The sequence below is a fragment of the Flavobacterium soyae genome (assembly GCF_021245985.1).
Lineage (GTDB): Bacteria > Bacteroidota > Bacteroidia > Flavobacteriales > Flavobacteriaceae > Flavobacterium > Flavobacterium soyae.
The window spans coordinates 13,544-36,585 of sequence record NZ_JAJQXA010000028.1 but is presented as its reverse complement, the minus strand read 5'-3'; the positions used below and the strand labels follow the sequence as shown (position 1 = coordinate 36,585).

Below are 23,042 nucleotides of genomic sequence, written 5' to 3'. Positions count from 1 at the left end.
AGACTACTTTTGAAGCTATACACACACCGCAATTTAATCAAATTGCAAGAATTAGGAAAGCGAAAGCTTTCCTTTTTTTATGCCACAAAAAAAGCTGCCTCACTTTTGAGACAGCCTCTTTTTTATTTTACTTAGGTTATTATTTATACCATTGCATCCATGGTGTTTTTGTATCAAAATTATCTATGGCTACTATCTTACCATTTCTATATATTCTGAGATCAGTAATAGCACCAATGGTACCTATGAATTTTAAATCAAAATTCCTTAATCTATTTAGTCCTGATGGCATTTTTAAACCAGGAGTATTCAAAACGAATTGGCCGTCTTTAATATGAAACCTTATAGTTGCGTCTCTGTCAAAAGCATTATTGGTAAATGTAAAATGTGGTAAATAGCCATCTGCCGAATAACGATAAGTTTCTCCTATAATATTTGTATACCCTATACTATTTGTAAAAACAGCTGGTTTATTTATTCCTTCCATAGGGATAGTACAGGTCATAGTTTGAGCAACTCCTCCATAAGCACCATTCCATAAGTTTAATTGAATTCCTTTTTCTAAATGGGCAGGATAAGTAGTATTTTTGCTTGCTTCTATTCTTATTCTTACCTCAAAAGTAATATCACAATTTATATCAATTCCGTCATTAGTATCATCAGCTAACATCATATAAGATAAATATAAGGTTGGGTTAGTATACTCGTTAAAAGATGGTATTACGGAGTCGTTATTCCAGTTAAATTCTCCATTTTTTATAAATGGAGCTGGCTGCCCCGAAGGAAAACTAAAGTTGTTGGTTAGGACATTCGCATCCCTACATACAATAATTGAAGGTTTCTCAGTGAATAAATATGTTAGTGGATTGTCTTTTTGTATCACATAAGCCTCATCACGTATAGCTTCTTCTATTTTTCTATAAGTAGCCCAGATATATCCATTTTCTCCCCAATTTGACCCCCAAGAGTTAAGAAGTCTAAAAGCTTGTTTTTCATCATCGTAACCAGTTAAAACAACAGCATGGTTTCCATAAAAAGCAGAATTGTTTTTGTCCCATAATCTAATTGAGTTGGAAACAAAATCGTCATCGACCCTCATTCCTATAATGACCGGATTTCCTTTTGCTATTTGTCTTTTCATATCTTCCACTGTTGGTTTAAATCCTTCAGATGGACTTATCGCGAAATAATCAAATATTCTGTTTTTTGGCGCATTATTTTGTTGAGCAGCATTAGGAAGAACACCGCAGTTTACGAATCCCATATCAGTATAACTTGGCGTTCCTTCTGTCTTTAAAGCGTCTAAGGCATCTGGAAAGTAAACACCATCTTTACAGCTATTTCTATCGTCCTTATATTTTTCATATATATAATCTCCACTAGGATAAACACTAAAGTCTGGACTTCCATTGGCTAATGTTTTCGATTCACTTTTTAATAAAGTAATAGCATGTGCGATTGAATAAGGAACGCAAGATCCTTTTGAACGTTGGTTAAGAGCAGCAGGCAGTTCCGGCAGTTCATAGCGCGCAGGAATAGCTTCTTTTCTCGTGAGTGAAGATGTTTTTAAAGTTCTAAGTTGAGCCAGCTGCTCAGGAGTAGACGGAATATATCCGGTTGCTCTTTCTTCTTCAATTAAAGTATTGTTGTTTTTTGCATTTAACGGAAGTTCATCTTTTTGGCAAGAATGAATCAACAATAAGGCGCAAAACGCTCCTGCTAATTTTAAAAATTTTGTTTTCATAAAAAGGTTTTAATTAAATTGATTAGCAGCTAATATAATAATTATCTTATAAATTAATTACTATATTGTAGTATTTAACTTATAAAATGTTTTGTAATTTATTTTAAATCATTAGCAAATAAAGATTTTGACAAAGACCAGACTATAAATTTATATCCAGATCAAACGAAAGGAGAGATGTTTATTAATTGTGACAATACAATAAAAAGAATTGAATTGTTTGATGTACAGGAAAGAATACTTTAGTCTGTAGTTGAAAACAAAAATAGTTAAGGAATAAATTTAGGTTAAGATTTTATTCTGATTTAAAAGCCTTTCAAATTAAAGAATTTGAAAGGCTTTTTTTAGTAGAGCATATTAATACAAAATTGAAATTCCTTATTTAAAGATTTTAGACTTTCGGATACTTTATCAATGGTTTTAAAAAGAATCTAAATAAATTAATGTAATATTATTCTTTCGTATTGTATTATTCAATAATAATTGATATATTCGTTTTTTGTTTTTTAATGTGTTGATTTTTAGTGAGTAACAATCAGATTTAAATGCCACTTGTTTGTTTTTTACAGAGAATTAGAAATTACCATTATTAATATACCTGCTATAACAAAAACGCCATAAACTTTCCAAAATGGTAATAATGTTGAAATACATTATTCAATAAAATCCTTTAAATATTAGGTATAAAATTGTGAGAACAAATAAGTTGTGAGACATCTTTTTGCCACGTTAAATTATACTTCCAAAAGCCTAAATTTTAAAAACAACAACAAATAGCATACAGTTTTTTTAATATTACTTACCCTTTAACCAATCAATGTTATGGAAAAATCAACCTTACAAACACTTACAGATGAAGAGCTGCTTACTATAACGCAGCGATATACTTTTAAATACTTCTGGGATTATGCATCGAGTTCGGGAATGGCATTCGAGCGCATTCCTGTTTCAGGCACACCTGGAGATGCGGTTACTACAGGCGGTTCTGGATTTGGGGTAATGGCAATTTTAGTAGGCATCGAGAGAGGATTTATTACAAGAGAACAAGGACGTCAGCGTATAGAGAAGATTGTTGATTTCTTAACTAGTTCAGCTACTAATTATAAAGGAGCTTTTGCTCATTGGATCAATGGGAATACAGGTAAAACTATTCCGTTTAGTGCAAATGACAATGGAGCTGATTTGGTTGAAACATCATTTTTAATGCAGGGCTTGATTACGGCACGCCAGTATTTTAACCAGCCTATTTTGGCAGAACAAGATTTGGTTGTTAAGATCAATGTACTTTGGAACAATGTTGACTGGAATTACTTTACATTTGGAACGAATAAGCTGTACTGGCATTGTAACAATGAATTGCAGAACGTAATTCAATTGCCAATTATTGGCTGGAACGAGTGTATGATTACGTATCTGCTGGCAATTGCTTCGCCTACTCATGCTATAGATCCTAGTTTGTGGCAAAGCGGCTGGTCATCAGGAGGTAGTTATAAAAATAAAAATCAAATTTTTTATGATATTACTCTTCCTATTGGCGGAGGAAATGCAAAAGGCGGACCTTTGTTCTTTGCTCATTATTCTTTTTTAGGATTCAATCCAAAAAATTTAAGGGATACTTATAATGATGTAAATTATTTCCAGCAAAATGTAGCCCATACCTTAATAAACAGGGCATATTGTGAGCAAAATCCGCTGGAATATACCGGATATGGAGAGAACAAAGCCTGGGGATTGACTGCTTCTGATGGAGATACTAGTTATGGTGCCCATTCACCCGGAAATGATAAAGGTGTGATCGCTCCAACTGCAGCTATCTCGTCAATGCCATATACGCCCAAAGAGTCATTAGCGGCCTTGAGATATTTTTATGAGAAGCTGGGACCGAAAATATGGAATGAAAAAGCGGGATTTGTTGACTCTTTTAATGAAACTGCCAATTGGGTAGATAGCAGTTATTTGGCTATCGATCAGGGACCGATTATTTGTATGATCGAAAATTATCGCTCAGGTTTACTTTGGGATTATTTTATGTCTGCTCCAGAAATTCAGACAGTATTAGGCAAGCTTAACTTTAAACCAGACTACTATCCACGTCCAATAATTAGGGAGCCGCTTGTAATTGATAATTTTGAAAACGGACAGATCAATTTTACTGATAAAATAAATATAAACCCACCGGCAGACATGGAGATTACGGTGGTAGATAATCCTGATAAAACGGGTTCTAACCAAAGTAATAAAGTTCTAAAACTTAAACGTCTTAACAATAGCTATAAGTGGGCTGGATTTTTCTGTACACTAAATGAACCTCTCTCTGAGTATAAGTATTTGTACATGAGATATTATCGCAATAATCCGAATTCTCAGATCAGACTTAGTCTTTCGAGTGAATTTTTGTCTCAAAGCCCATTAAATAAAGTGGACGAATGGGGAGTAGCGGTGTTTGATTTATTGTCGCATAAGGTAAAGGATATCTCTGGTTTTAGTATTCAACCCGATTATACCGATAAACGTGCCGTTGGTGATGTTGTTTATATTGATGAGCTGACTTTTAGCGATACCGAAATTGATATGAACCCTTTCTATAACAACAATCCTAAAGAACTTAAAGTAATCGATGTACAGACGAATTCTATTTCTATATCATGGGATGCGCTTCCTGATGTGACTTCATATGATGTATATAAAGATGGTATTTTTTATCGAAATGTTATCACTAATTCGATAACTATTCATGATTTGAATTCATTTGATATTTACTATTTCTCGGTGAAGGGCCGTAATGACAACCAAGATCTTTTTACTAAGATGAGTAATAATATTTATGCAGCTACTCTAGAGACAAAACTGCATAAAGACGAACGAATGGCCTGGTGGCGTGAAGCGGGTTTTGGGCTGTTTTTGCATTGGGGGGCATACTCTGGGCTGGCAGGACATTATACAGGGCCAACACTAATGAAATCAGGTCCGTATGTAGGGCCTGAATACTGGATGCAGGATTACTATTCAAGTTATCGTCCTGAATGGATCAATCCGGATGGAACTATTAAAATTGACCCAGCTACAGGAGAGCCTTACAAACAGGGGCAATATGCAGAATGGATTATGTTTGCAGCTCAGATTCCCAGAGTTGAATATAAATCACGCTGGCAGCAAAATTTTACAGCTCAAAATTTCAATCCTGCAGATTGGGTGAGAATGGCTAAAGACGCAGGTATGAAATATATTGTTATTACCGCCAAACATCACGAAGGTTTTGCCTTAATGCACACACATAATATTGGATATAATATTCAGGATGATACCAATATTTCAGCCGATATTTTAAAAAACCTTGTAACTATGGCTCATGCAGCAGGTTTAAAAATTGGATTTTACTATTCACAATGTCTGGATTGGATGAATCCTGGAGGAATGGGCTGGATTCCTCAGAATACTACAGCAAACCATGAGGCTTCTTACGAGGATCAATCCAAATATACAGATACAATTGTAATTCCTCATATTCACACCATGATTAATGATTATGATATTGACTTGATATGGTGGGACATGGGAGGAGGCAGTACACCAGAATTCCGTTACCGAATGATGAAGGCTATTAAAAATATTCCCGGATCAGATCGTTTGATATTTAATGACCGAATGGAAGATGGCTTGACGGGAGACTATAAAACTCCGGAACAAAATATTCCAAACATGCCGCCAAACGGAGACGGATCAGATTGGGAAACCTGTATGACCATGAATGATAATTGGGGGTATGATGCTTACGATCCGCGCTGGAAAACCGAAACAGATTTAATTCAAAAATTGATCGATATTGTAAGTAAGGGAGGTAACTTTTTGCTCAATATAGGGCCTGAAGGAGATGGGACATTTCCACAAGAAGCCATAAACAGACTCGAAGGGTTTGCAGTTTGGATGGCAGTAAATAAAACGGCTATAGAAAAAGCCCAGCCCAGCCCGTATACAAAACAATTACCTTGGGGGCGGGCTACCCGTAAAATTATAGACGGAATACAATACCTTTATCTGCATGTATTTACAGAGAATTGGCCTAAGGATGGAAAATTAGCTGTTCCTGATTTACATGATGGAAGTGTTGTTAAAGCATATTTCCTTGCTGATACTGACCAAAAAGCATTAGATATAAATGTTAACAACATTGCTTCGGGATATATTATTTCAGTTCCTGCAAATCCATTAGATGGTGTTAGTACAACTATTGTTTTAGAAATGTCAGAAATCGTAGATATACTTATCAACTTTGTTAAACAATTCAATGATGGCACACTTAATTTGTATGCAATCGATGCTACTGCAGCGGGATTAAGTATTGAAAATGGACCTCTCTATAATTTAGGAGGATGGACAGATGATACTAAATTTGCTACATGGCATGTTGAAGTTAAGAAACCCGGAGACTTTTTTCTGGATGCAGTTGTATCAGGCTATTCAGGACAGTTTGTGCTAAAAATAAACGGAGTAGATCAAGGTCCTTATCCGTTTAAAATTACAACAAGTGGTTTTGATAATTATCAGGATTTATCCATTGGGACAGTTAATTTACCTATTGGCGTTTATGAGATTGAACTGCATCGTATTTCTAATGGAGGATGGGATCCTGTTAATGTGCGTCAAATTTCGATTCATCCGGCAGTTGATAAAACTCCTATTGTAAATCAAAATGAAGATAGAAGTCTTGTTCTTCCTGCCAAAAATGCTATACTGCACGGAAGCAGCATCATGATAGAGCATGGTCCTAATTATAACATTGGAGGATGGACAAATCCAGATGCTTATGCCGCATGGAGAGTGAAAGTGAATGTAGCCGGCATTTACCACTGGCAAAGTGAATTGGCGGGTTATTCAGGCAAATTTCAATTGGTTATAAATGGTATTTCAACTATCGAATATCCGTTTACTACAACTAATAATAATTTTTCAAACTATCAAATTAAGCAATTGGGAGATGTTTATTTGGAAGAAGGTATTTATTATATCGAATTGCACCGCATTTCAAACGGAGGCTGGGATCCTGTCAATGTGCGTAATATTACATTCTATCAGGATTTGCTTCTTGACAGCAGTAAATAATCAACATAGGTTAGGAATTGTTTCTATAAAGAAGTAATACATAAAAAGGATGTGCCAAAATATAATTAGGTACATCCTTTTTTAAATTGGTATACAGCGAGTATTTCATTTTTTGAATCCATCTGGATATGTTAGATGGGCATGAAAAATGGAAAGTGACCACAACCGAACAAATATCGAACCATTTTATAGAGGATTTGGAGCAGCTTAACTCCTTAAGTTGTTAGTTTTTATATGGATAATATTAAATTCATTTTAGATTAATCGTTCTTCTAATAGTCCTTTCCATGTTATGAAACCTTTATTGGTTTCAGAGTAATCGTGAACGATTCTTGAAAAGTTTTGAGGATTTGTCTCCAAATAAGATTGTCGTCCTTTTTCTCGAATAATGTTTAGTTCTTCGTCGATTTGTTTAATTGTGTCAATCAGTACCGATTTACTTTTGTCTGTATGCCAAATATAAGTTGCCTCTTCGGTGTCTAAAGTTTCTAAAATGATATGATAATTTTGTTCTCCAGCTAACAGGAATACAAATGAAAATGGTTGCAAAACAAATCTTAGTTTCATTATGTTTTTTTTGTGTTTTTCTGCTAAAAATTGGATGTGTTTAGCATGTTTGTATTGTTTACCTTTTAATAAATCTTCGAGAATGCTTTCTGCGTCCGAATAAATGTTTTGTTTTTTAGAAAGGTCGTCTATTGTAAGAATATTTTCTTTCGAAGATGGAATTTGACCGATAAAAATTTTATTCAGAAATTGAAATTTTACACCTTCAACGATTTCTTTATTGATGTTTTCAATATCGGTAGAAGAAGCTAATTGGGATAAAATCACTCCATTTTCTATTTCAGCACAAATAGTAATCGTAACAAATTTTGATTTCAAAAACTTTGTGAAATAAGGTTTTAAAACTTCAAATTCTGGTCTGAGTTCTTCGTTTTCTATTTCAAAATCCAATCGTTGACCACTTTCTTTATCAATATGTTCAAAGCCAACATTACCATATCTGAAATCTAAATCTTCTATGGCAATTTTGATTTGCTTTTCAATGATTAAACTTTGTTTTTCAGAAATAAACTCTGTTGGCTCGTCAAATAAACTTGCTTGTCTTGCTATTTGGCGATAATAGGTGTTTCGTTTTAAATATAATTTATTCAGATAATCAATTTTGATATCCCGATAATCATAAATAGTCGGATTAATTTCCGATCGTTGTACTCGACCGAGGTATTGGATTTGTTTTCCTTTAAAAGAAAACGGATACACTAAAAACAAAGAATTAATATTTGATAAATCCGAACCTTCTCCAAAATATTGTCCTGTGGTAATCAATATTTGAAAATTACCTTGATGTAGCGTTTGCCATTTTATTTTTTTATTAGCGTCGGAATCATCTCCGCTCAATGTAATAATTTCATAAGATTGTTTTAAGAAAAGGTAAAGTGCTTTAATATGCTCTTTTCTTTCTGTGATAATAGCAATTTGTTTTCCTTTGGAAAGTTCTGTTTTTATATCATTAAGAATAAGTTTATTTCGTTCAGAATCGTGGACTAGAATTTTTGAAAGTGTCTCAAAATTATCAGTTTTTGAATTGAAAGGAATCTCCAAATTAGTATTTCTGACAATGATTTGAGCATGTTTGAAGTTTTCAATTTCCTTGCTTACAACTTCTGAAATTATCTCTCCAAGAAAAGCAAAAATCAGTTTGTCGTCATTGTATTTTCTGAATGGTGTCGCGGTCAAACCATACAGATAAAATGTTCCCAGTTTTTCGATCGTATTGCGAAATGTTTCGGCGGGAATATGATGACATTCATCCACCAAAATAGTTCCGAATTGATTTTGGATTTGCTCTGTTTGTTTTGGTAAACTTTGAATGGTAGCTATTGTAATTTGTTTACCAATTTTGGCTTTTCCTTGTCCAATGATTCCGATTTCGTGTTTAGGAATTCCGAGAAATGCTTGAACCCGCTCTTGCCATTGTTCCAATAGTTGTATGCGATGAACAACAATTAAGGCAGGTTGTTTTTTATTTGCAATAATCTTCAAGCCTATAATAGTTTTGCCCGAACCAGGCGGTGCAACGATGACACCAAAATCTTTTTTTGATACAGCTTCAATGACTTTATCTTGGTGTTTTCTCAATGTTGTATTGAAGAAGAAGGTAATTTCTTGTTTTTGTTTTCTATTGTCTTGAAAATCAAATTCCAGATTTTGTTCGTTACAAAAACGAAGTAATTTTCTAATGAAACCTCTTGGGATGATGATTTCGCATTCAGTTTTTTCAATGAGTTTTAAATAACGCTCAGTTCCAAAAGTATTTTTGCCCGATTTTTTCTTGATAAAGAATTCTGTATTGGCAAAATTCAATTCTTCTTTCAGAAAATTGATTAATGGAGTTGTTAATCCATCTCTTTGAATACTAATATTTTGTTGGAGTATGATTGATAGTTTACCTTTGTTGCTTTTAGAAAATGATAAATTTTGCGTTGTTGAATTTTCTTGAAATAAATTGTCCAATACTTCAATCGAAACTCTTTCAATCTCATTCAATAATTGGTGTTGATTTGAATATATTTCAAATGTTTCAGGATTGATAAAACAACTATTTCCATTCTCCATTGCATGTTTGAAAAATGGTAAAGCTATCAAATTCCCTAAACCTTTTCCTGAAAGAAAATCCTGATTTGGAAATAAACGGTCAAAACTTGAACTTTTATCAAACATTGAAAAAGCTTCCGATTGTTTTAAAATTGAAATGAATACTTTTCTACTTTGTATAGCTGGATAAGGTTTGTCAAAAAATATCCAAACGTGTCCGCCATTTCCCGAACGAGAACGCTCCAAGTAAGCAGGAATGCTTTTGTTTTTACAAGCATTCAAAAAGACTGCTGCTTCGTCTTTCCAATTTTGCATGTCGAAATCCGCTACTAAAAACCACGAAGTATTGTCTAATAACAGAGGATAAATACCAATTTGTTGAATACCGTTTAAATGCTTTTGAATTTCGGTTTCAGTAATTGGCAAATAGGTTTTATGGGGGTAATTCTGAAAAGTTCCGCCATTCATTTTATATGCCCGGTAATGGTAGAGGTCATATTGATAAGCTGGCATATAGCCAGATTTACCTGATTTCTCCCAACGAATAGCAAATACATCGTCTCGTCCTCGAAAGAGGGAGCGAAAGATGTTTATTTGTGATTCGTGTTTCATTTTCTAATTTTCAAAGCATCTAAAATTTGATGATAATAATTGAGTAATTATCTTCTGCTTCCCTAAGAAATAGATATTCTAATTCTTGTAAACCATTTTTTTGATTGATAAGTACAAGAAGTTGTTCGATAGAAATTAAATTGTGAAAACCATCAGAGAAGATGATAAATAAATCATCCTCTGAAAATGTTTTGGATTGATAACCAATGCTTGGTTCAGAAGGTTTTCCGGAAAGAGATCTCGTTACAATATGCTTATATTTATCTAAAGATTTATCTTCATTTTTATTGTCGGAATCTAACAGACTATTTACTAGTGTATGACTTTTTGTCTGAAACAAAACTTTATCCTTGTTTATTTGGTAAACCATTACGTCTCCAACCCAGAAAATATGGACTGTACTTTTTTCTATAATAATACCGCCTATTGTAGCACCAGATTTAATATTATTTTTGGTATTGAATTGCTTGATAGCCAAATTTGCTTTTTGAACAGCTTGTTGTATATTTTGTTCGTTTATGTTTTCGACATAATTAAGGAATGTGAAAATATTTTCAGTGGCAATCTTTGCGGCTTCATCCCCTTTTTCGTAACCTCCCATACCGTCAGCAATCAGAAAAAAGGAAGCACCAGATTCTAATTTGTTTAGACAGATAAAATCTTGGTTAATTTCCCTTTTACCTTTTCCTGTTAACTGTTGTATTTGCATTAATCAATTACTTTATTTTTTGATTAAGGATTTGAAAACAATCCAGTATATCATCAAATTTGATGTGGTTTGTTTCGAGTATTTGGTTGAATAAAACACTGTTTTCTTTTGAATTTATCTCTGTCTCGATAATAGCTTTCAATTTTGCTTTATTAGTTTCGTTATCGAATAAGAGTATGTTGATGTCTATGCCTAACAGAGCTGCACCAGCTTTAGTGATGGAAAAATTCTCTATTTCATACACTTGTTCATAGTATTCCATAACAGCTCTTTCTTCGTGGATATTGAGATAGTTTAATAGAATAAATCCCATATCATCGGCATCTTTATTGCCTTTATGATGTCTGTCTTTCCAGGCAACCAATTTCAAAATGAAAATTCCAGCTAAAGAAACAATGTCTATTTCCAATGTATCATCGATTTTAACCCTTAACAAATCTTTTTCAGCTTCTTCAAAGCCAAGGACTGTCATTGCAAAAGATTGATCCGGTGGCCAGAAGATTTTGTCTTCGGCAGTTGTAATACCTCCATATGGAACGATGTCTAATTGAAAATCTTTTAGATATAAAAATCTTTGCTGTTGTTTGAGGTCTTTATTAAAGTTAGGTAGTTGTATTATTTCTTTTTCTATAGTTGAAAATTCTTCCCATTTATCGATGGCTATAGCAATATCTATATCCTGAGTCCTTCTGCCAGATTTTTCTCCATGAAGCTCCATAATGATATCTCTTGCTGTTGCTCCGATAACGAAAAACTTGATTTCCAATTTTAGAAATACAGGAATTAGCTCGTCCAATAGTTTTTTTAATAATGGATGTTCTAGTTTTTCACTTGATAGGTTATAATCCATTCTCTAAAATAATTTTGGCTGTTTCTATATTTCGGTTGTTACCGGTACCTATTAAATCCGCATAGATAACTAAAGGAGGGGCGGTATATTCATTTTTCAAATGCAGATTATATGTCCAGAATTTACTATATAATTCTATATTTCCAGATTCATCAGGAACAAGTTTCAGTTGTTTTGCCACTTTGCTTATTTCTTCGTCAGTATATATGATATAATCTTTAGGTTTTAGATGTTCAGTTAAAAGCTGTCCTCCAGGCTCTCCCCCAAAATAGAGTTTTATATCACTATTAATTAGAGTAGATTTTACACTAAACTCATTTTCTATAGCTCTCATTTTTTTTCTGAAGGAGCGGGGTTTTAACAGTTCATTGTAGGCTATTACCCAGCGCTCAATAATTTCGTCCTGATTTTTTAGAACCCTTTTGTTTCTTGTATTTAATAAATAGTTGTTTTCTTCTAACTCTTTGAAGATATTGCTTACAGAGCCCAAAGCAATTCCTGTTTTTTCTGCTAATTCTCTATAAGAAAATTGCAAAGTTTCAGGATTCGAAATAAGTAATAGTAGTAATTTTAGACCTGCTTCCTGAAATGCTCGGGTTTGGTTTGTTTTTTTATTGATTTTTGCTTTTCTGCCTTCTACATATACAAAAAAACGATCTGTTTTAATAAAGGTATTTCCTGATGCATCAAGATAATTGATGCCATTTTGTTTAAGTTCTTCTGCTGTGTTTTTAGTCAGGTAATCAGTAATTACAATACTGTTTTTTGAGAAATTAATATCTTTTAAAGTGGACATAATGAGGCCAAAACTTGCATTTTTAGCATTTTTTTTAGCAATGCAATAAAAGGTCTCGTTGCTAATTTGAAGAATAATATCATAGGTTTTCCTTGTCTTTTCAATGACAATAGGAATACCTGTCGTGTATTCTAGGGAAGCAATAGCTTCATAAACAAAATCATTATCTCTATACATTTTTTTGTTCAATAAAATTAATTGTTCAGCAGGAATGAACAATCAAAAATAATGAACAAAAGTAAGTTAAACAAACTTTTGTGAATAAAATAAGAAGCTATATTAAATTAAATTGGTTCAATTCCTGTCTTGTCACTTTGGTAGAATTATCGAATCATATCCTATTTGTAGGTTAAATAGTTTGATTTTGATATAAAAAAAGTGCTAAATCAATCAATTTAACACTTTTTTAAGAGTGACCATGGAGGGATTTGAACCCTCACGCCCTTGCGGGCACCACCCCCTCAAGATGGCGAGTCTACCGTTTCTCCACATGGCCTAAATGCAAAAAAGGTCAAGTAAATTAATACTCGACCTTTTGTGACCCGACTGGGGCTCGAACCCAGGACCCCATCATTAAAAGTGATGTGCTCTACCGACTGAGCTATCGAGTCATTGCTTTCAAGAAACTTATTTTGTTAATCACAAATTTTGTGACCCGACTGGGGCTCGAACCCAGGACCCCATCATTAAAAGTGATGTGCTCTACCGACTGAGCTATCGAGTCATATTCGTTTCTTGAATGCGGGTGCAAATATAAGGAGTTTATTTTATAATTTGCAAGCAATTTTATTATAAATTTGTCTTTTTTTAACCAAAATTTACAATCCCTTAGTTTATAGGGTTTTATTAAAATGAAAAAAATCATCTTATTAGGATATATGGGCTGCGGAAAGTCAACAATTGCTCAAAACTTATCAAAAATTACAAATATTCCCTTTCTCGATTTAGATAATTGTATCGAAAAAAAAACAAATTTATCTATAAAAGAGATTTTCGAGAAGCATGGTGAAATCTATTTTAGGAAATTAGAACACGAAATATTTCTTGAATTACTTCAATCTTCAGAAGATAGTATTATAGGTTTAGGAGGAGGGACTCCATGTTATGCTAATAATCATTTATTATTGCAAAGGGAGGATATTACATCTATATATTTAAAAGCTTCAATCGAGACTTTATATAATAGATTGGTTTACAATAAAAGTAAACGACCTTTAATTGCAGATATGAATGAAGATGAAATGAAAGAATTTATCGCAAAACATTTATTCGATAGAAGCTTTTATTACAATCATGCACAGCACAAGGTTGTGGTGGATAATAAAACGGTCGATGAAACGGTTGATGATATTTTAGAAATCTTAGCTTAGAAAAGCGTAATTGTCTCCGTTTTCATCAAAAACAACCTGAACATGCTCTAATAAAGATGTCGATAAAGATATTCCTTTAAAATCGGCTTTTACAGGGTACTTTTTGTGATTTCGGTCTACAAGCACTGCAGTTTTGAATTTCTTAAGCGGAACGTCCAGAAAATGACGAACTGCGTAGATCAATGTAGTTCCTGAATTTAAAACATCATCAACTAAAACTAAACCTTTATTTGAATATTCTTCTGCAGATAAAGAAGTCTGAATAGGCAGCTGCGGATTTTGTTTGTCAACCCTTACTTCACAAAGAGAAATTTTTAGAGTAGATATGTCGCTTAATACAGTGGCGATTTTTTGAGCAAAAACAGAACCGCTGGAAGCAATTCCGGCAATTACAACTTCTTCTTCATCAACAAACGTCTCATAAATTTGATAAGCGATACGTTTTATTTTGTGTTCGATTTCCTGATTGGTTAAGATGATGTTTTTGCTCATGATTTATTTTTTTTGCTAATATAACTAATTTAAATTCCAAATTTTTAAAATTCCAAATTCCAATGTTAGGGTTTTGCTAGATTTTAGAGTTTTTGGAATTTGAATTTTTGTGTTTTTATAAAGTTTTTGGAATTTGGAATTTTTTTATTGGAATTTTAATTTTCATCATCTTCCTCATCAATAAAATCATTTCCATAATCATCAATATCTCGTCTGTCTTTTTTAGTTGGCCTTCCGGTTCCGGTTTTACGATAATGCTCTTTAGATAGTTTTAATAACTCTAAATGTTCATAAGCTTCTGCAGGTGTTTCGTTCTTGCGGTAAATATCTACCAGTTTAGCTCCCACACGATTTTCCGGAATATCGAGTACGGTTATAATTTGTGTAATTTGGTCTTTTCTAAAAGTAATCCGGTCAGTAGGAAAAACTTCTTTAGAGGGTTTTGCAACTTGGCCATTTACTGTAACCTGGTTCTTTTTGCAAGCCTCAGTTACCATGTTTCTGGTTTTATAATAACGCACGCACCATAAGTATTTATCTATTCTCATAATTTTTCTAAAATCCAAGTTAAATTCTTTACAAAAATAAATCAATATTGTATCTTGCGCACCTAAAAAATTAACAATAATGAATAAATTTAAATATTATTTTATTTTATTACTTGCAGGTGTTGCTATAGTTTCTTGTAATAAAGGTGATGACGATCCGGAACCAGTTCCATTGAGGGATTATAAGGTACAATATGCAGCTGATAATGATTCTATTGTTAAATATTTAAAGACTAATTATATAAAAGAAGTTACGGCTAATTTTGATATTACAATTGAAAAAATTCCGGCAGGAGGAACGCAGACTTCTATTTGGGATCAAACTGTATACCCTTTGCAGTCAAGAGATGTTTACAATCACGATGTTACTTATAAAGTATATTATTTATCCTTAAATAAAGGTACAGGAGAGTCTCCTTTAAATACAGATAGAATTTATGCTTCATATACAGGAAGCCTATTAAACGGGACTGTATTTGATTCTTCTTATGGTTTAGGAAGAAGTTTTGAATTATATATGTATGCTTCTCAGGCTGTAATAGACGGCTGGGGCGAAATTTTCCCTCAGTTTAAAACAGGTAAGCCTGGTGCCCCGGCAGCTGATGGTACGATAACTTATACAGATTTTGGTGCAGGAGTAATGTTTTTGCCTTCTGGATTGGGTTACTATGGAGGTGGTACAGATAATATTCCTGCTTATTCTCCTTTAGTATTTAGTTTTAAATTGTTCAGCCTTCAAAGACTAGATCATGATTTTGATGGTGTTTTCGATTATAAAGAAGATATAAATGGAGATGGGTATATTTATGATTTTAGAGATACTTCAAGATATCCAACTCCGCCAGCAAGCATGGTGGCCGATGATACAGACAAAGATGGTATCCCTGATTATGTAGATACTGATGATGACGGAGATGGTTTCTCTACCTATTATGAAATTACAAAACCTGCAGAGCATATTGGCTGGGTAAATGGGGTGTTTAATGGTGTAAGTACCTATTATCCTTGGGACCCTGTTGCAGATAACCCAGATACACCAAATACAGATGAAACGGAACCAAGAGGAATTCCTAGAAGACCAACGGGCCCCCTTAAAACTGAAGGACAACCTGAATCAATTGATAATCCAAGAAGTTTTGTAGATGACGATTATAAAGCTGCAGGAAGATTAAGGATTCATTTGGATAAAAATTATCCTTATCAAAAGAAATAATAATAATAAAATATAAGATATAAAAAAACCTCGAAATTTCGAGGTTTTTTGTTTTTATAAAGTAAGAAAACTAAAATTTATTTTCTTTTAATTACTCTTTCTACAGCTTCAACAATTGCCTGATTGTTTAATTTGTATTTGTTCATTAATTGCTCTGGAGTACCAGATTCACCAAAACTATCGTTTACAGCTACAAATTCTTGTGGAGCTGGATGGTGCAAAGCTAATACTCTTGAAACGCTTTCTCCAAGACCTCCAAGAATATTGTGCTCTTCTGCAGTTACTACGCATTTTGTTTTGGCTATCGATTTAAGAATAGCTTCTTCGTCAAGAGGTTTGATAGTGTGAATATTGATTACTTCAGCAGAAATTCCTTTTGCTTCAAGAGTTTCAGCAGCAATAAGAGCTTCCCAAACTAAATGTCCTGTAGCAACAATAGTTACATCAGTTCCTTCGTTTAATAAAATTGCTTTTCCAATTATGAATGGCTCATCAGCAGGAGTAAAGTTAGGTACTACCGGACGACCGAAACGTAAATACGCAGGTCCGTGATGATCTGCCAAGGCTATAGTTGCAGCTTTGGTTTGGTTGTAATCGCAAGTATTGATTACAGTCATTCCCGGTAACATTTTCATTAATCCGATATCTTCTAAAATTTGGTGAGTTGCACCGTCTTCTCCTAATGTTAAACCAGCGTGAGAAGCGCAAATTTTTACGTTTTTATCTGAATAAGCTACAGATTGACGAATTTGATCGTAAACCCTTCCTGTTGAGAAGTTAGCAAAAGTTCCTGTAAAAGGAATTTTTCCTCCAATTGTTAAACCAGCAGCAATACCAATCATGTTTGCTTCTGCGATTCCGATTTGGAAAAAACGCTCTGGGTGATTTTTCTTGAAATCATCAAATTTTAATGAACCGATTAAATCGGCACACAATGCCACGACGTTTTCGTTTTTTTGACCTAGTTCAGTCATTCCCGCTCCAAAACCAGAACGAGTATCTTTGCTTCCTGTATTTTCGTATTTTTTCATTTTTGTCTTTTTGCTGTGCGCAATAGGCTGTAGGCAATAGGCATAAAGCTTACTGCTTAAAGCTTATGGCTTTTTTTAATAGTCGATTTGATCTGCAGAATAGTTTTGAGCTAAAGCATTTTTTAATTGGTCATCGTTTGGTGCTTTACCATGCCAAGCATGTGTATGCATCATAAAGTCAACCCCATTACCCATTTCTGTATGTAACAAAATACAAACTGGTTTTCCTTTTCCTGTTCTTGATTTAGCATCGGTTAAACCAGCAAGGATTGCATCGATATTGTTACCTTCTGCAATTTCTATAACATCCCAGTCAAAAGCTTCAAATTTAGCGCGAAGGCTTCCCATTGGAAGAACTTCATCTGTAGTTCCGTCAATTTGTTTTCCGTTAACATCGATAGTTGCAATAAGGTTGTCTACTTTTTTTGCAGAAGCATACATAATAGCTTCCCAGTTTTGACCTTCTTGTAATTCACCATCCCCATGTAAAGTAAAAACTAAATGATTATCGCCATTTAATTTTTTAGCCTGTGCAGCACCAAGAGCAACAGATAAACCTTGTCCTAATGATCCAGAAGCAATACGAACTCCAGGCAAGCCTTCATGAGTTGTAGGGTGTCCTTGTAAACGAGAGTTTAATAATCTGAAAGTTGCTAGTTCTGAAATAGGGAAATAACCGCTGCGTGCTAAAACGCTGTAAAATACCGGAGAAATATGGCCATTTGAAAGGAAGAAGATATCTTCTCCAATTCCGTTCATATCAAAACCTTCTTTGCGGTCCATAATATTTTGATACAGTGTTACCAAAAATTCAGTACAACCTAGTGATCCGCCAGGGTGGCCAGAGTTTACAGCATGTACCATTCTAAGAATATCTCTTCTTACTTGGATCGTTAAATCGCTTAATTGTTGTGTGTTAGGCTTCATTTTGTATGTAAAAGTTAAACTGAAGCAAAAGTAATCGTTATTTTGCGGGGAGACAAATGATTTTTTGCTTTAGTTTAGAACAATTGTTAAATTCTGCCGCTTTTTTTATTGATCCTGAATAAAAGGCCTAAATGTTTTGGATTTCTTTGATAAGATGCCATAATCTTGCCGTTTTATTATGAAAATTTAAATAAAAAAAAGCCCTTTTTTGGGTTTAAAGTGTGTTTTTTACACTTATTTAGTTGTTGTCGCCTTCACTATAGAGGTTATTTTCTTCATCTTCAGCGCCGATTTCTTCTTGTTCGTCATTGAGTTCAGAACCTGGAACATCAAGATCATCTCCAAATTTATCGTTGTTTTGTTTCCATTTATAATTATTTTGGTTGATGGTTCTTTCGTTGGAAATATCTTCCGGGTCAATGTCTTCTAATTTATCTTCCTGATTGTAAATGTCTTCATTTGCAGGATAATTTAAATCTTCCAGATTTCTTTTAATCTGATCTTCGTCTGTGGTGTTTTTATTTTCTGAATTTATCATGATTTCTATATTTTTATTACCATTAAAATTATGAAATGAATTTAGTTGAGGTGCTATACTTTAATAATGTGATTGTTGTAAGTTTTACATACAAACGAATTTTAGTTTCAGGTTTCAGGTTTTCTTTGTTTCATTTTATTGCACTTCCGGTTTTTTCAAGTTGATAGAAATCATTATCTAATTTTCTAATTGACAAATTATCTAATTAAATTTCCCTGAAATTAGTTTATCTTTGCCGACCCGAACAATCGGGAGAAAAAAGAAACACATGAAGTTTGATTTATTACAAAAAGATCCGCAGTCAAAAGCAAGAGCGGGAAGTATAACTACTGATCACGGCGTAATCGAAACGCCTATTTTTATGCCTGTTGGAACGGTGGCTTCTGTTAAAGGAGTACATCAGCGTGAATTAAAAGACGATATTAATCCGGATATTATTCTTGGAAATACGTACCATTTATATTTGCGTCCGCAGACAGAAATTCTTGAAAAAGCAGGAGGATTGCATAAATTCATGAATTGGGATCGTAATATTTTGACAGATTCAGGAGGATATCAGGTTTATTCTCTTTCTTCAAACAGAAAAATTAAAGAAGAAGGAGTGAAGTTTAAATCGCATATCGACGGTTCTTATCACTTTTTTACTCCAGAAAATGTAATGGAAATTCAACGTACCATTGGAGCCGATATTATTATGGCTTTTGATGAATGTACACCTTATCCCTGCGATTACAGATATGCACAGAGATCAATGCACATGACGCACCGCTGGCTGGATCGTTGTATTAACCATTTAGATAAAGTTCCTTACAAATACGGTTACGAACAGACTTTTTTCCCAATTGTTCAGGGAAGTACATATAAAGATTTGCGTCGTCAGTCGGCTGAATATATTGCAAATGCCGGTCAGCAGGGAAATGCAATTGGCGGATTATCAGTAGGAGAACCTGCAGAAGAAATGTATGCAATGACTGAAGTTGTCTGCGAAATCCTTCCGGAAGATAAACCTCGTTATTTAATGGGAGTGGGAACTCCTATAAATATATTAGAAAATATCGCGTTAGGAATTGATATGTTTGACTGTGTTATGCCAACACGTAATGCAAGAAACGGTATGTTGTTTACAGCAAACGGAACAATCAATATAAAGAACAAAAAGTGGGAAGCTGATTTTTCTCCAATTGACGAAATGGGACATACTTTTGTAGATACAGAATACACAAAAGCGTATTTGCGCCACTTATTTGCTGCTAATGAATATTTAGGAAAACAAATTGCTACAATTCATAATCTTGGTTTCTATATGTGGTTGGTTCGTGAAGCTAGAAAACATATTTTAGCAGGCGATTTTAGACCATGGAAAGAAATGATGGTCAAAAATATGAGTCAAAGACTTTAAAAAAAGAGTTTCAGGTTTCAGGTTTCACGTTCTTTATGGAACTTGAAACCTGAAACAAAATAAACAAAATTTATATGTTGTCAATAATAGATAAATACATCTTAAAAAGATATCTCGGAACTTTTTCTGTGATGCTGCTTTTGTTTGCACCAATTGGAATCGTAATTGACGTTTCTGAAAAAGTAAATAAGATGCTCGAAAACAAGATTCCGTTTATGGATATTGCATTCTATTATTACAACTTTACAATTTATTTTATAAACTCTTTATTCCCGATATTTCTGTTTTTATCAGTTATTTGGTTCACTTCAAAACTGGCAAATAATACCGAGATTATTGCGATTTTAAGTTCTGGAATTTCATTTACGCGTTTCCTGCGTCCTTATATTATTGGTGCAACAATTGTTTCGATTTTCGTTTTGCTGATGGGGTTTTTTATTGTTCCTGCCGCAAGTGAGGGGTATAATAATTTTAGGTACACCTATTTAAAAGGAAACGGAAAAGAACTCATGCGGGGCGAAAACACCAATGTTTACAGACAGATAAATGACCATGATTTTATTTTTGTAAATAGCTTTAATGAAGAATCTAAAACGGCATTTAATTTTACGTTAGAACATTTTGAAAAAGATAAACTAACGTATAAAATTACTGCAAGCCGTATAAAATGGGAACCGAAATTAAAAACTTATATTTTGTATGATTATACAAAAAGGACACTTGGTGATTTGAACGATGTAATCGAAAAAGCTCCTGAAAAAAATGTAAAATTTAAGTTTGAACTTGCTGATTTGACACCTGTAGTTTATATAGCAGAAACATTAACTTTAGGCAAATTAATTGATTTTATCGAAAAAGAAAGAAAAAGAGGTTCAGGAAATATCAATACCTATTTAGTAGTTCTTTATAAAAAATACAGTATACCGGTTTCAGCGTTTATCCTGACCATTATTGCAGTATCAGTTTCTTCAATGAAACGTCGCGGCGGTATGGGAATGAACCTGGCAATTGGCATCGCGATTGCGTTTTCATTTGTATTCTTTGATAAAATATTTGGTACTCTTGCCGAAAAATCTACCTTTTCACCCTTATTAGCAGTTTGGTTCCCGAATATTGTTTTCGGAATTCTGGCAGTTTATTTATTACGTAATGCGAAACGATAATTTAAAAAGTTATTTAAATCTTCATTTAATTGTTTTTATTTGGGGTTTTACAGCTATTCTTGGGGCTTTAATCACCATTGATGCCGAAAACTTAGTCTGGTTTAGAATGTTGATTGCCGGAGTTTTTCTGGGAGGATTCATTATTTACAAAAAGCAGTCTTTTGCTATTTCTGCACAATCTTTTGCCAAATTAATTTTCGTTGGATTATTAATTGCACTGCATTGGATTTTCTTTTTTAAAGCCATTCACGTATCAAATGTTTCTATAACATTGTCGATTTTTTCGCTTGGAGCTTTTTTTGCTTCTTTACTCGAGCCGCTTTTTTACGGAAGAAAGATTTTATGGTATGAAGTTTTCTTTGGATTAATTATCATTGCCGGATTGGGATTGATATTACAGGTTGAAATTAAATATCTTACAGGGGTTTATTATGCATTAATTTCAATAATTCTAGGAGTTTTATTTACTCTGATGAATGGAAAATTAATATCAGATCATGAACCTTCAGTTATTACATTTTACGAATTTGGCGCCGGGGTATTCTTTATCTCTATTTATTTTTTAGTGATAGGAAAATTTAATGCAGACTTTTTTGTAATGTCATTCAATAACTGGATTTTGCTATTGGTTTTGGCTTCTGTTTGTACGGCCTATGCCTTTACTGCTTCTGTAAAAGTAATGCAGCGTTTAACTCCCTATACCGTAATGTTAACCACTAATTTAGAGCCGGTTTACGGTATTCTTTTGGCTTATTTTATTTTGGGGGGAAAAGAAAAAATGAGTGTCGAATTTTATATCGGGGCAGTAATAATTGTTATTACAGTTATTTTAAATGGTGTTTTTAAACACTATAAGAACAAAGAAAAAGTGTAGTATTTGCCTTATCTTTAAATTACAATTTTACATTTTAAACACGAAATAATCACACGAATAGTATAATATTTTTATATTTGCGGTTCGATTTAAAAACAAAATTCAAAAATCCATGGAATATTTAGATTTTGAGCTTCCAATAAAAGAACTTGAAGAACAGTTAGAAAAGTGTGTTATAATTGGAAAAGAATCTGATGTTGATGTTACGCCAACTTGTAAAGAAATCAACAAGAAATTAGAACAAACTAAAAAAGATATATACAAAAACCTTACGGCTTGGCAGCGTGTACAATTGTCAAGACATCCAAACAGACCTTATACTTTAGATTATATCAGAGCAATCTGTGGTGATACTTTCTTAGAACTTCATGGAGACAGAGGTTTTAAAGATGATAAAGCAATGGTTGGCGGTCTTGGTAAAGTAAACGGGCAATCGTTTATGATTATTGGGCAGCAAAAAGGTTTTAATACAAAAACACGTCAATACCGTAATTTTGGTATGGCAAATCCAGAAGGATATCGCAAAGCTTTGCGTTTGATGAAAATGGCAGAGAAATTCGGAATTCCGGTTTTAACTTTGGTAGATACTCCAGGTGCATATCCAGGACTTGAAGCCGAAGAAAGAGGACAAGGAGAAGCTATTGCAAGAAATATTTTCGAAATGGTTCGTCTGCAAGTGCCAATCATTACCATTATTGTAGGTGAAGGAGCTTCTGGAGGAGCTCTAGGAATAGGCGTTGGAGACAAAGTTTATATGTTAGAGAATACATGGTATTCTGTAATTTCTCCAGAATCATGTTCTTCAATTTTATGGAAAAGCTGGGAGTACAAAGAACGTGCTGCCGATGCTTTAAAATTGACTTCATCTGACATGAAAAAACAAAAATTAGTTGATGATGTAATTCCTGAACCACTTGGCGGAGCGCACTACGACCGCGAAACTACTTTTAAAACAGTGGCAGAATACATTACCAAAGGATATAACGAATTGAAAGACTTATCAACAGCCGAGTTAATTGCCCAAAGAATGGACAAATACAGTAATATGGGCGAGTATAAAGAGTAAATTCATCTA

The 23,042-nt window shown here is 33.6% G+C and carries 17 protein-coding genes and 3 tRNA genes; 7 read left to right on the top strand and 13 right to left on the bottom strand.

Annotated elements, in window-relative coordinates; translation table 11 throughout:
- Positions 1–139: 139 nt before the first annotated feature.
- Positions 140–1,744, bottom strand: a complete 1,605-nt coding sequence (locus LUU93_RS21245; protein ID WP_232683176.1) for a C1 family peptidase — start codon at positions 1,742–1,744, stop codon at positions 140–142.
- A gap of 822 nt (positions 1,745–2,566) precedes the next feature.
- Here LUU93_RS21245 and LUU93_RS21240 point away from each other — a divergent pair.
- Positions 2,567–6,844 (top strand): alpha-L-fucosidase, encoded by a 4,278-nt coding sequence (locus tag LUU93_RS21240; RefSeq protein WP_232683175.1) that lies wholly within the window; start codon positions 2,567–2,569, stop codon positions 6,842–6,844.
- A gap of 255 nt (positions 6,845–7,099) precedes the next feature.
- Here LUU93_RS21240 and LUU93_RS21235 read toward each other — a convergent pair whose 3' ends face one another.
- The 7 genes from LUU93_RS21235 to LUU93_RS21205 all read right to left on the bottom strand — a co-directional run bounded on the left by LUU93_RS21235 (position 7,100) and on the right by LUU93_RS21205 (position 13,136).
- The gene (locus LUU93_RS21235; protein WP_232683174.1) at positions 7,100–10,057 is read right to left on the bottom strand and encodes a DEAD/DEAH box helicase; all 2,958 of its coding nucleotides are present in this window, start codon (positions 10,055–10,057) and stop codon (positions 7,100–7,102) included.
- Positions 10,058–10,076: 19 nt separating this feature from the next.
- On the bottom strand, positions 10,077–10,766 hold the full coding sequence (locus LUU93_RS21230) for a PP2C family protein-serine/threonine phosphatase (protein ID WP_232683173.1): 690 nt from the start codon (positions 10,764–10,766) through the stop codon (positions 10,077–10,079).
- A 7-nt stretch (positions 10,767–10,773) separates the two neighbouring features.
- Positions 10,774–11,616, bottom strand: coding sequence for a nucleotidyl transferase AbiEii/AbiGii toxin family protein (locus LUU93_RS21225; RefSeq protein ID WP_232683172.1), 843 nt, complete (start codon positions 11,614–11,616; stop codon positions 10,774–10,776).
- Positions 11,606–12,589, bottom strand: coding sequence for a type IV toxin-antitoxin system AbiEi family antitoxin (locus LUU93_RS21220; protein WP_232683171.1), 984 nt, complete (start codon positions 12,587–12,589; stop codon positions 11,606–11,608). The genes LUU93_RS21225 and LUU93_RS21220 overlap by 11 nt, the downstream gene beginning before the upstream one ends.
- Before the next feature lie 236 nt (positions 12,590–12,825).
- Positions 12,826–12,908, bottom strand: a tRNA-Leu gene (locus LUU93_RS21215).
- Positions 12,909–12,950: 42 nt separating this feature from the next.
- Positions 12,951–13,023: transfer RNA gene (locus tag LUU93_RS21210), tRNA-Lys, on the bottom strand.
- Between the two features lie 40 nt (positions 13,024–13,063).
- Positions 13,064–13,136, bottom strand: a tRNA-Lys gene (locus LUU93_RS21205).
- Between the two features lie 127 nt (positions 13,137–13,263).
- On the opposite strand from LUU93_RS21205, the gene LUU93_RS21200 reads away from it, so the two are divergent.
- A complete protein-coding gene (locus tag LUU93_RS21200) occupies positions 13,264–13,782 on the top strand; it encodes a shikimate kinase (protein WP_232683170.1) in 519 nt (172 codons plus the stop codon).
- Here LUU93_RS21200 and LUU93_RS21195 read toward each other — a convergent pair.
- Together LUU93_RS21195 and LUU93_RS21190 are read right to left on the bottom strand one after the other, a co-directional pair.
- Positions 13,774–14,274 (bottom strand): phosphoribosyltransferase domain-containing protein, encoded by a 501-nt coding sequence (locus tag LUU93_RS21195; RefSeq protein WP_073486159.1) that lies wholly within the window; start codon positions 14,272–14,274, stop codon positions 13,774–13,776. The two genes, LUU93_RS21200 and LUU93_RS21195, sit on opposite strands and share 9 nt — an antisense overlap.
- A 155-nt stretch (positions 14,275–14,429) precedes the next feature.
- On the bottom strand, positions 14,430–14,822 hold the full coding sequence (locus LUU93_RS21190; protein WP_232683169.1) for an RNA-binding S4 domain-containing protein: 393 nt from the start codon (positions 14,820–14,822) through the stop codon (positions 14,430–14,432).
- A 79-nt stretch (positions 14,823–14,901) separates the two neighbouring features.
- On the opposite strand from LUU93_RS21190, the gene bamM reads away from it, so the two are divergent.
- Positions 14,902–16,035 carry a BamM family beta-barrel-assembly machinery protein gene (gene bamM / locus LUU93_RS21185; RefSeq protein ID WP_232683168.1) on the top strand — a complete coding sequence of 378 codons (1,134 nt, stop codon included), beginning with the start codon at positions 14,902–14,904 and terminating at the stop codon, positions 16,033–16,035.
- A gap of 77 nt (positions 16,036–16,112) precedes the next feature.
- Here bamM and LUU93_RS21180 read toward each other — a convergent pair whose 3' ends face one another.
- From LUU93_RS21180 to LUU93_RS21170, 3 genes are all read right to left on the bottom strand, one after another.
- Complete coding sequence (locus LUU93_RS21180) at positions 16,113–17,066, bottom strand: transketolase family protein (protein ID WP_232683167.1); 954 nt, start codon at positions 17,064–17,066, stop codon at positions 16,113–16,115.
- 75 nt (positions 17,067–17,141) lie between these two features.
- Positions 17,142–17,993, bottom strand: a complete 852-nt coding sequence (locus tag LUU93_RS21175; RefSeq protein WP_232683166.1) for a transketolase — start codon at positions 17,991–17,993, stop codon at positions 17,142–17,144.
- A 238-nt stretch (positions 17,994–18,231) separates the two neighbouring features.
- Positions 18,232–18,531 (bottom strand): hypothetical protein, encoded by a 300-nt coding sequence (locus LUU93_RS21170; protein ID WP_232683165.1) that lies wholly within the window; start codon positions 18,529–18,531, stop codon positions 18,232–18,234.
- A 268-nt stretch (positions 18,532–18,799) separates the two neighbouring features.
- Here LUU93_RS21170 and tgt point away from each other — a divergent pair, with 268 nt between their 5' ends.
- The 4 genes from tgt (at position 18,800) to LUU93_RS21150 (ending at position 23,033) form a co-directional block, all read left to right on the top strand.
- Entirely contained in the window at positions 18,800–19,930 is a 1,131-nt protein-coding gene (gene tgt, locus LUU93_RS21165) for a tRNA guanosine(34) transglycosylase Tgt (protein ID WP_071634924.1), read from the top strand.
- A gap of 74 nt (positions 19,931–20,004) precedes the next feature.
- Positions 20,005–21,093, top strand: a complete 1,089-nt coding sequence (locus LUU93_RS21160) for an LptF/LptG family permease (protein WP_232683164.1) — start codon at positions 20,005–20,007, stop codon at positions 21,091–21,093.
- The gene (locus LUU93_RS21155) at positions 21,080–21,967 is read left to right on the top strand and encodes a DMT family transporter (protein WP_232683163.1); all 888 of its coding nucleotides are present in this window, start codon (positions 21,080–21,082) and stop codon (positions 21,965–21,967) included. Before LUU93_RS21160 ends, LUU93_RS21155 begins: the two co-directional genes overlap by 14 nt.
- Before the next feature lie 112 nt (positions 21,968–22,079).
- Positions 22,080–23,033: an acetyl-CoA carboxylase carboxyltransferase subunit alpha gene (locus LUU93_RS21150; protein WP_232683162.1), complete on the top strand. Its 954-nt coding sequence runs from the start codon at positions 22,080–22,082 to the stop codon at positions 23,031–23,033.
- Positions 23,034–23,042 lie beyond the last annotated feature (9 nt).

What these genes read in the sequence shown, in the direction of transcription:
- LUU93_RS21245 (WP_232683176.1), bottom strand. Translation starts at nt 1,744, where the DNA reads ATGAAAACAAAATTTTTAAAATTAGCAGGAGCGTTTTGCGCCTTATTG.
- LUU93_RS21240 (WP_232683175.1), top strand. Translation starts at nt 2,567, where the DNA reads ATGGAAAAATCAACCTTACAAACACTTACAGATGAAGAGCTGCTTACT.
- LUU93_RS21235 (WP_232683174.1), bottom strand. Translation starts at nt 10,057, where the DNA reads ATGAAACACGAATCACAAATAAACATCTTTCGCTCCCTCTTTCGAGGA.
- LUU93_RS21230 (WP_232683173.1), bottom strand. Translation starts at nt 10,766, where the DNA reads ATGCAAATACAACAGTTAACAGGAAAAGGTAAAAGGGAAATTAACCAA.
- LUU93_RS21225 (WP_232683172.1), bottom strand. Translation starts at nt 11,616, where the DNA reads ATGGATTATAACCTATCAAGTGAAAAACTAGAACATCCATTATTAAAA.
- LUU93_RS21220 (WP_232683171.1), bottom strand. Translation starts at nt 12,589, where the DNA reads ATGTATAGAGATAATGATTTTGTTTATGAAGCTATTGCTTCCCTAGAA.
- LUU93_RS21200 (WP_232683170.1), top strand. Translation starts at nt 13,264, where the DNA reads ATGAAAAAAATCATCTTATTAGGATATATGGGCTGCGGAAAGTCAACA.
- LUU93_RS21195 (WP_073486159.1), bottom strand. Translation starts at nt 14,274, where the DNA reads ATGAGCAAAAACATCATCTTAACCAATCAGGAAATCGAACACAAAATA.
- LUU93_RS21190 (WP_232683169.1), bottom strand. Translation starts at nt 14,822, where the DNA reads ATGAGAATAGATAAATACTTATGGTGCGTGCGTTATTATAAAACCAGA.
- bamM (WP_232683168.1), top strand. Translation starts at nt 14,902, where the DNA reads ATGAATAAATTTAAATATTATTTTATTTTATTACTTGCAGGTGTTGCT.
- LUU93_RS21180 (WP_232683167.1), bottom strand. Translation starts at nt 17,066, where the DNA reads ATGAAAAAATACGAAAATACAGGAAGCAAAGATACTCGTTCTGGTTTT.
- LUU93_RS21175 (WP_232683166.1), bottom strand. Translation starts at nt 17,993, where the DNA reads ATGAAGCCTAACACACAACAATTAAGCGATTTAACGATCCAAGTAAGA.
- LUU93_RS21170 (WP_232683165.1), bottom strand. Translation starts at nt 18,531, where the DNA reads ATGATAAATTCAGAAAATAAAAACACCACAGACGAAGATCAGATTAAA.
- tgt (WP_071634924.1), top strand. Translation starts at nt 18,800, where the DNA reads ATGAAGTTTGATTTATTACAAAAAGATCCGCAGTCAAAAGCAAGAGCG.
- LUU93_RS21160 (WP_232683164.1), top strand. Translation starts at nt 20,005, where the DNA reads ATGTTGTCAATAATAGATAAATACATCTTAAAAAGATATCTCGGAACT.
- LUU93_RS21155 (WP_232683163.1), top strand. Translation starts at nt 21,080, where the DNA reads ATGCGAAACGATAATTTAAAAAGTTATTTAAATCTTCATTTAATTGTT.
- LUU93_RS21150 (WP_232683162.1), top strand. Translation starts at nt 22,080, where the DNA reads ATGGAATATTTAGATTTTGAGCTTCCAATAAAAGAACTTGAAGAACAG.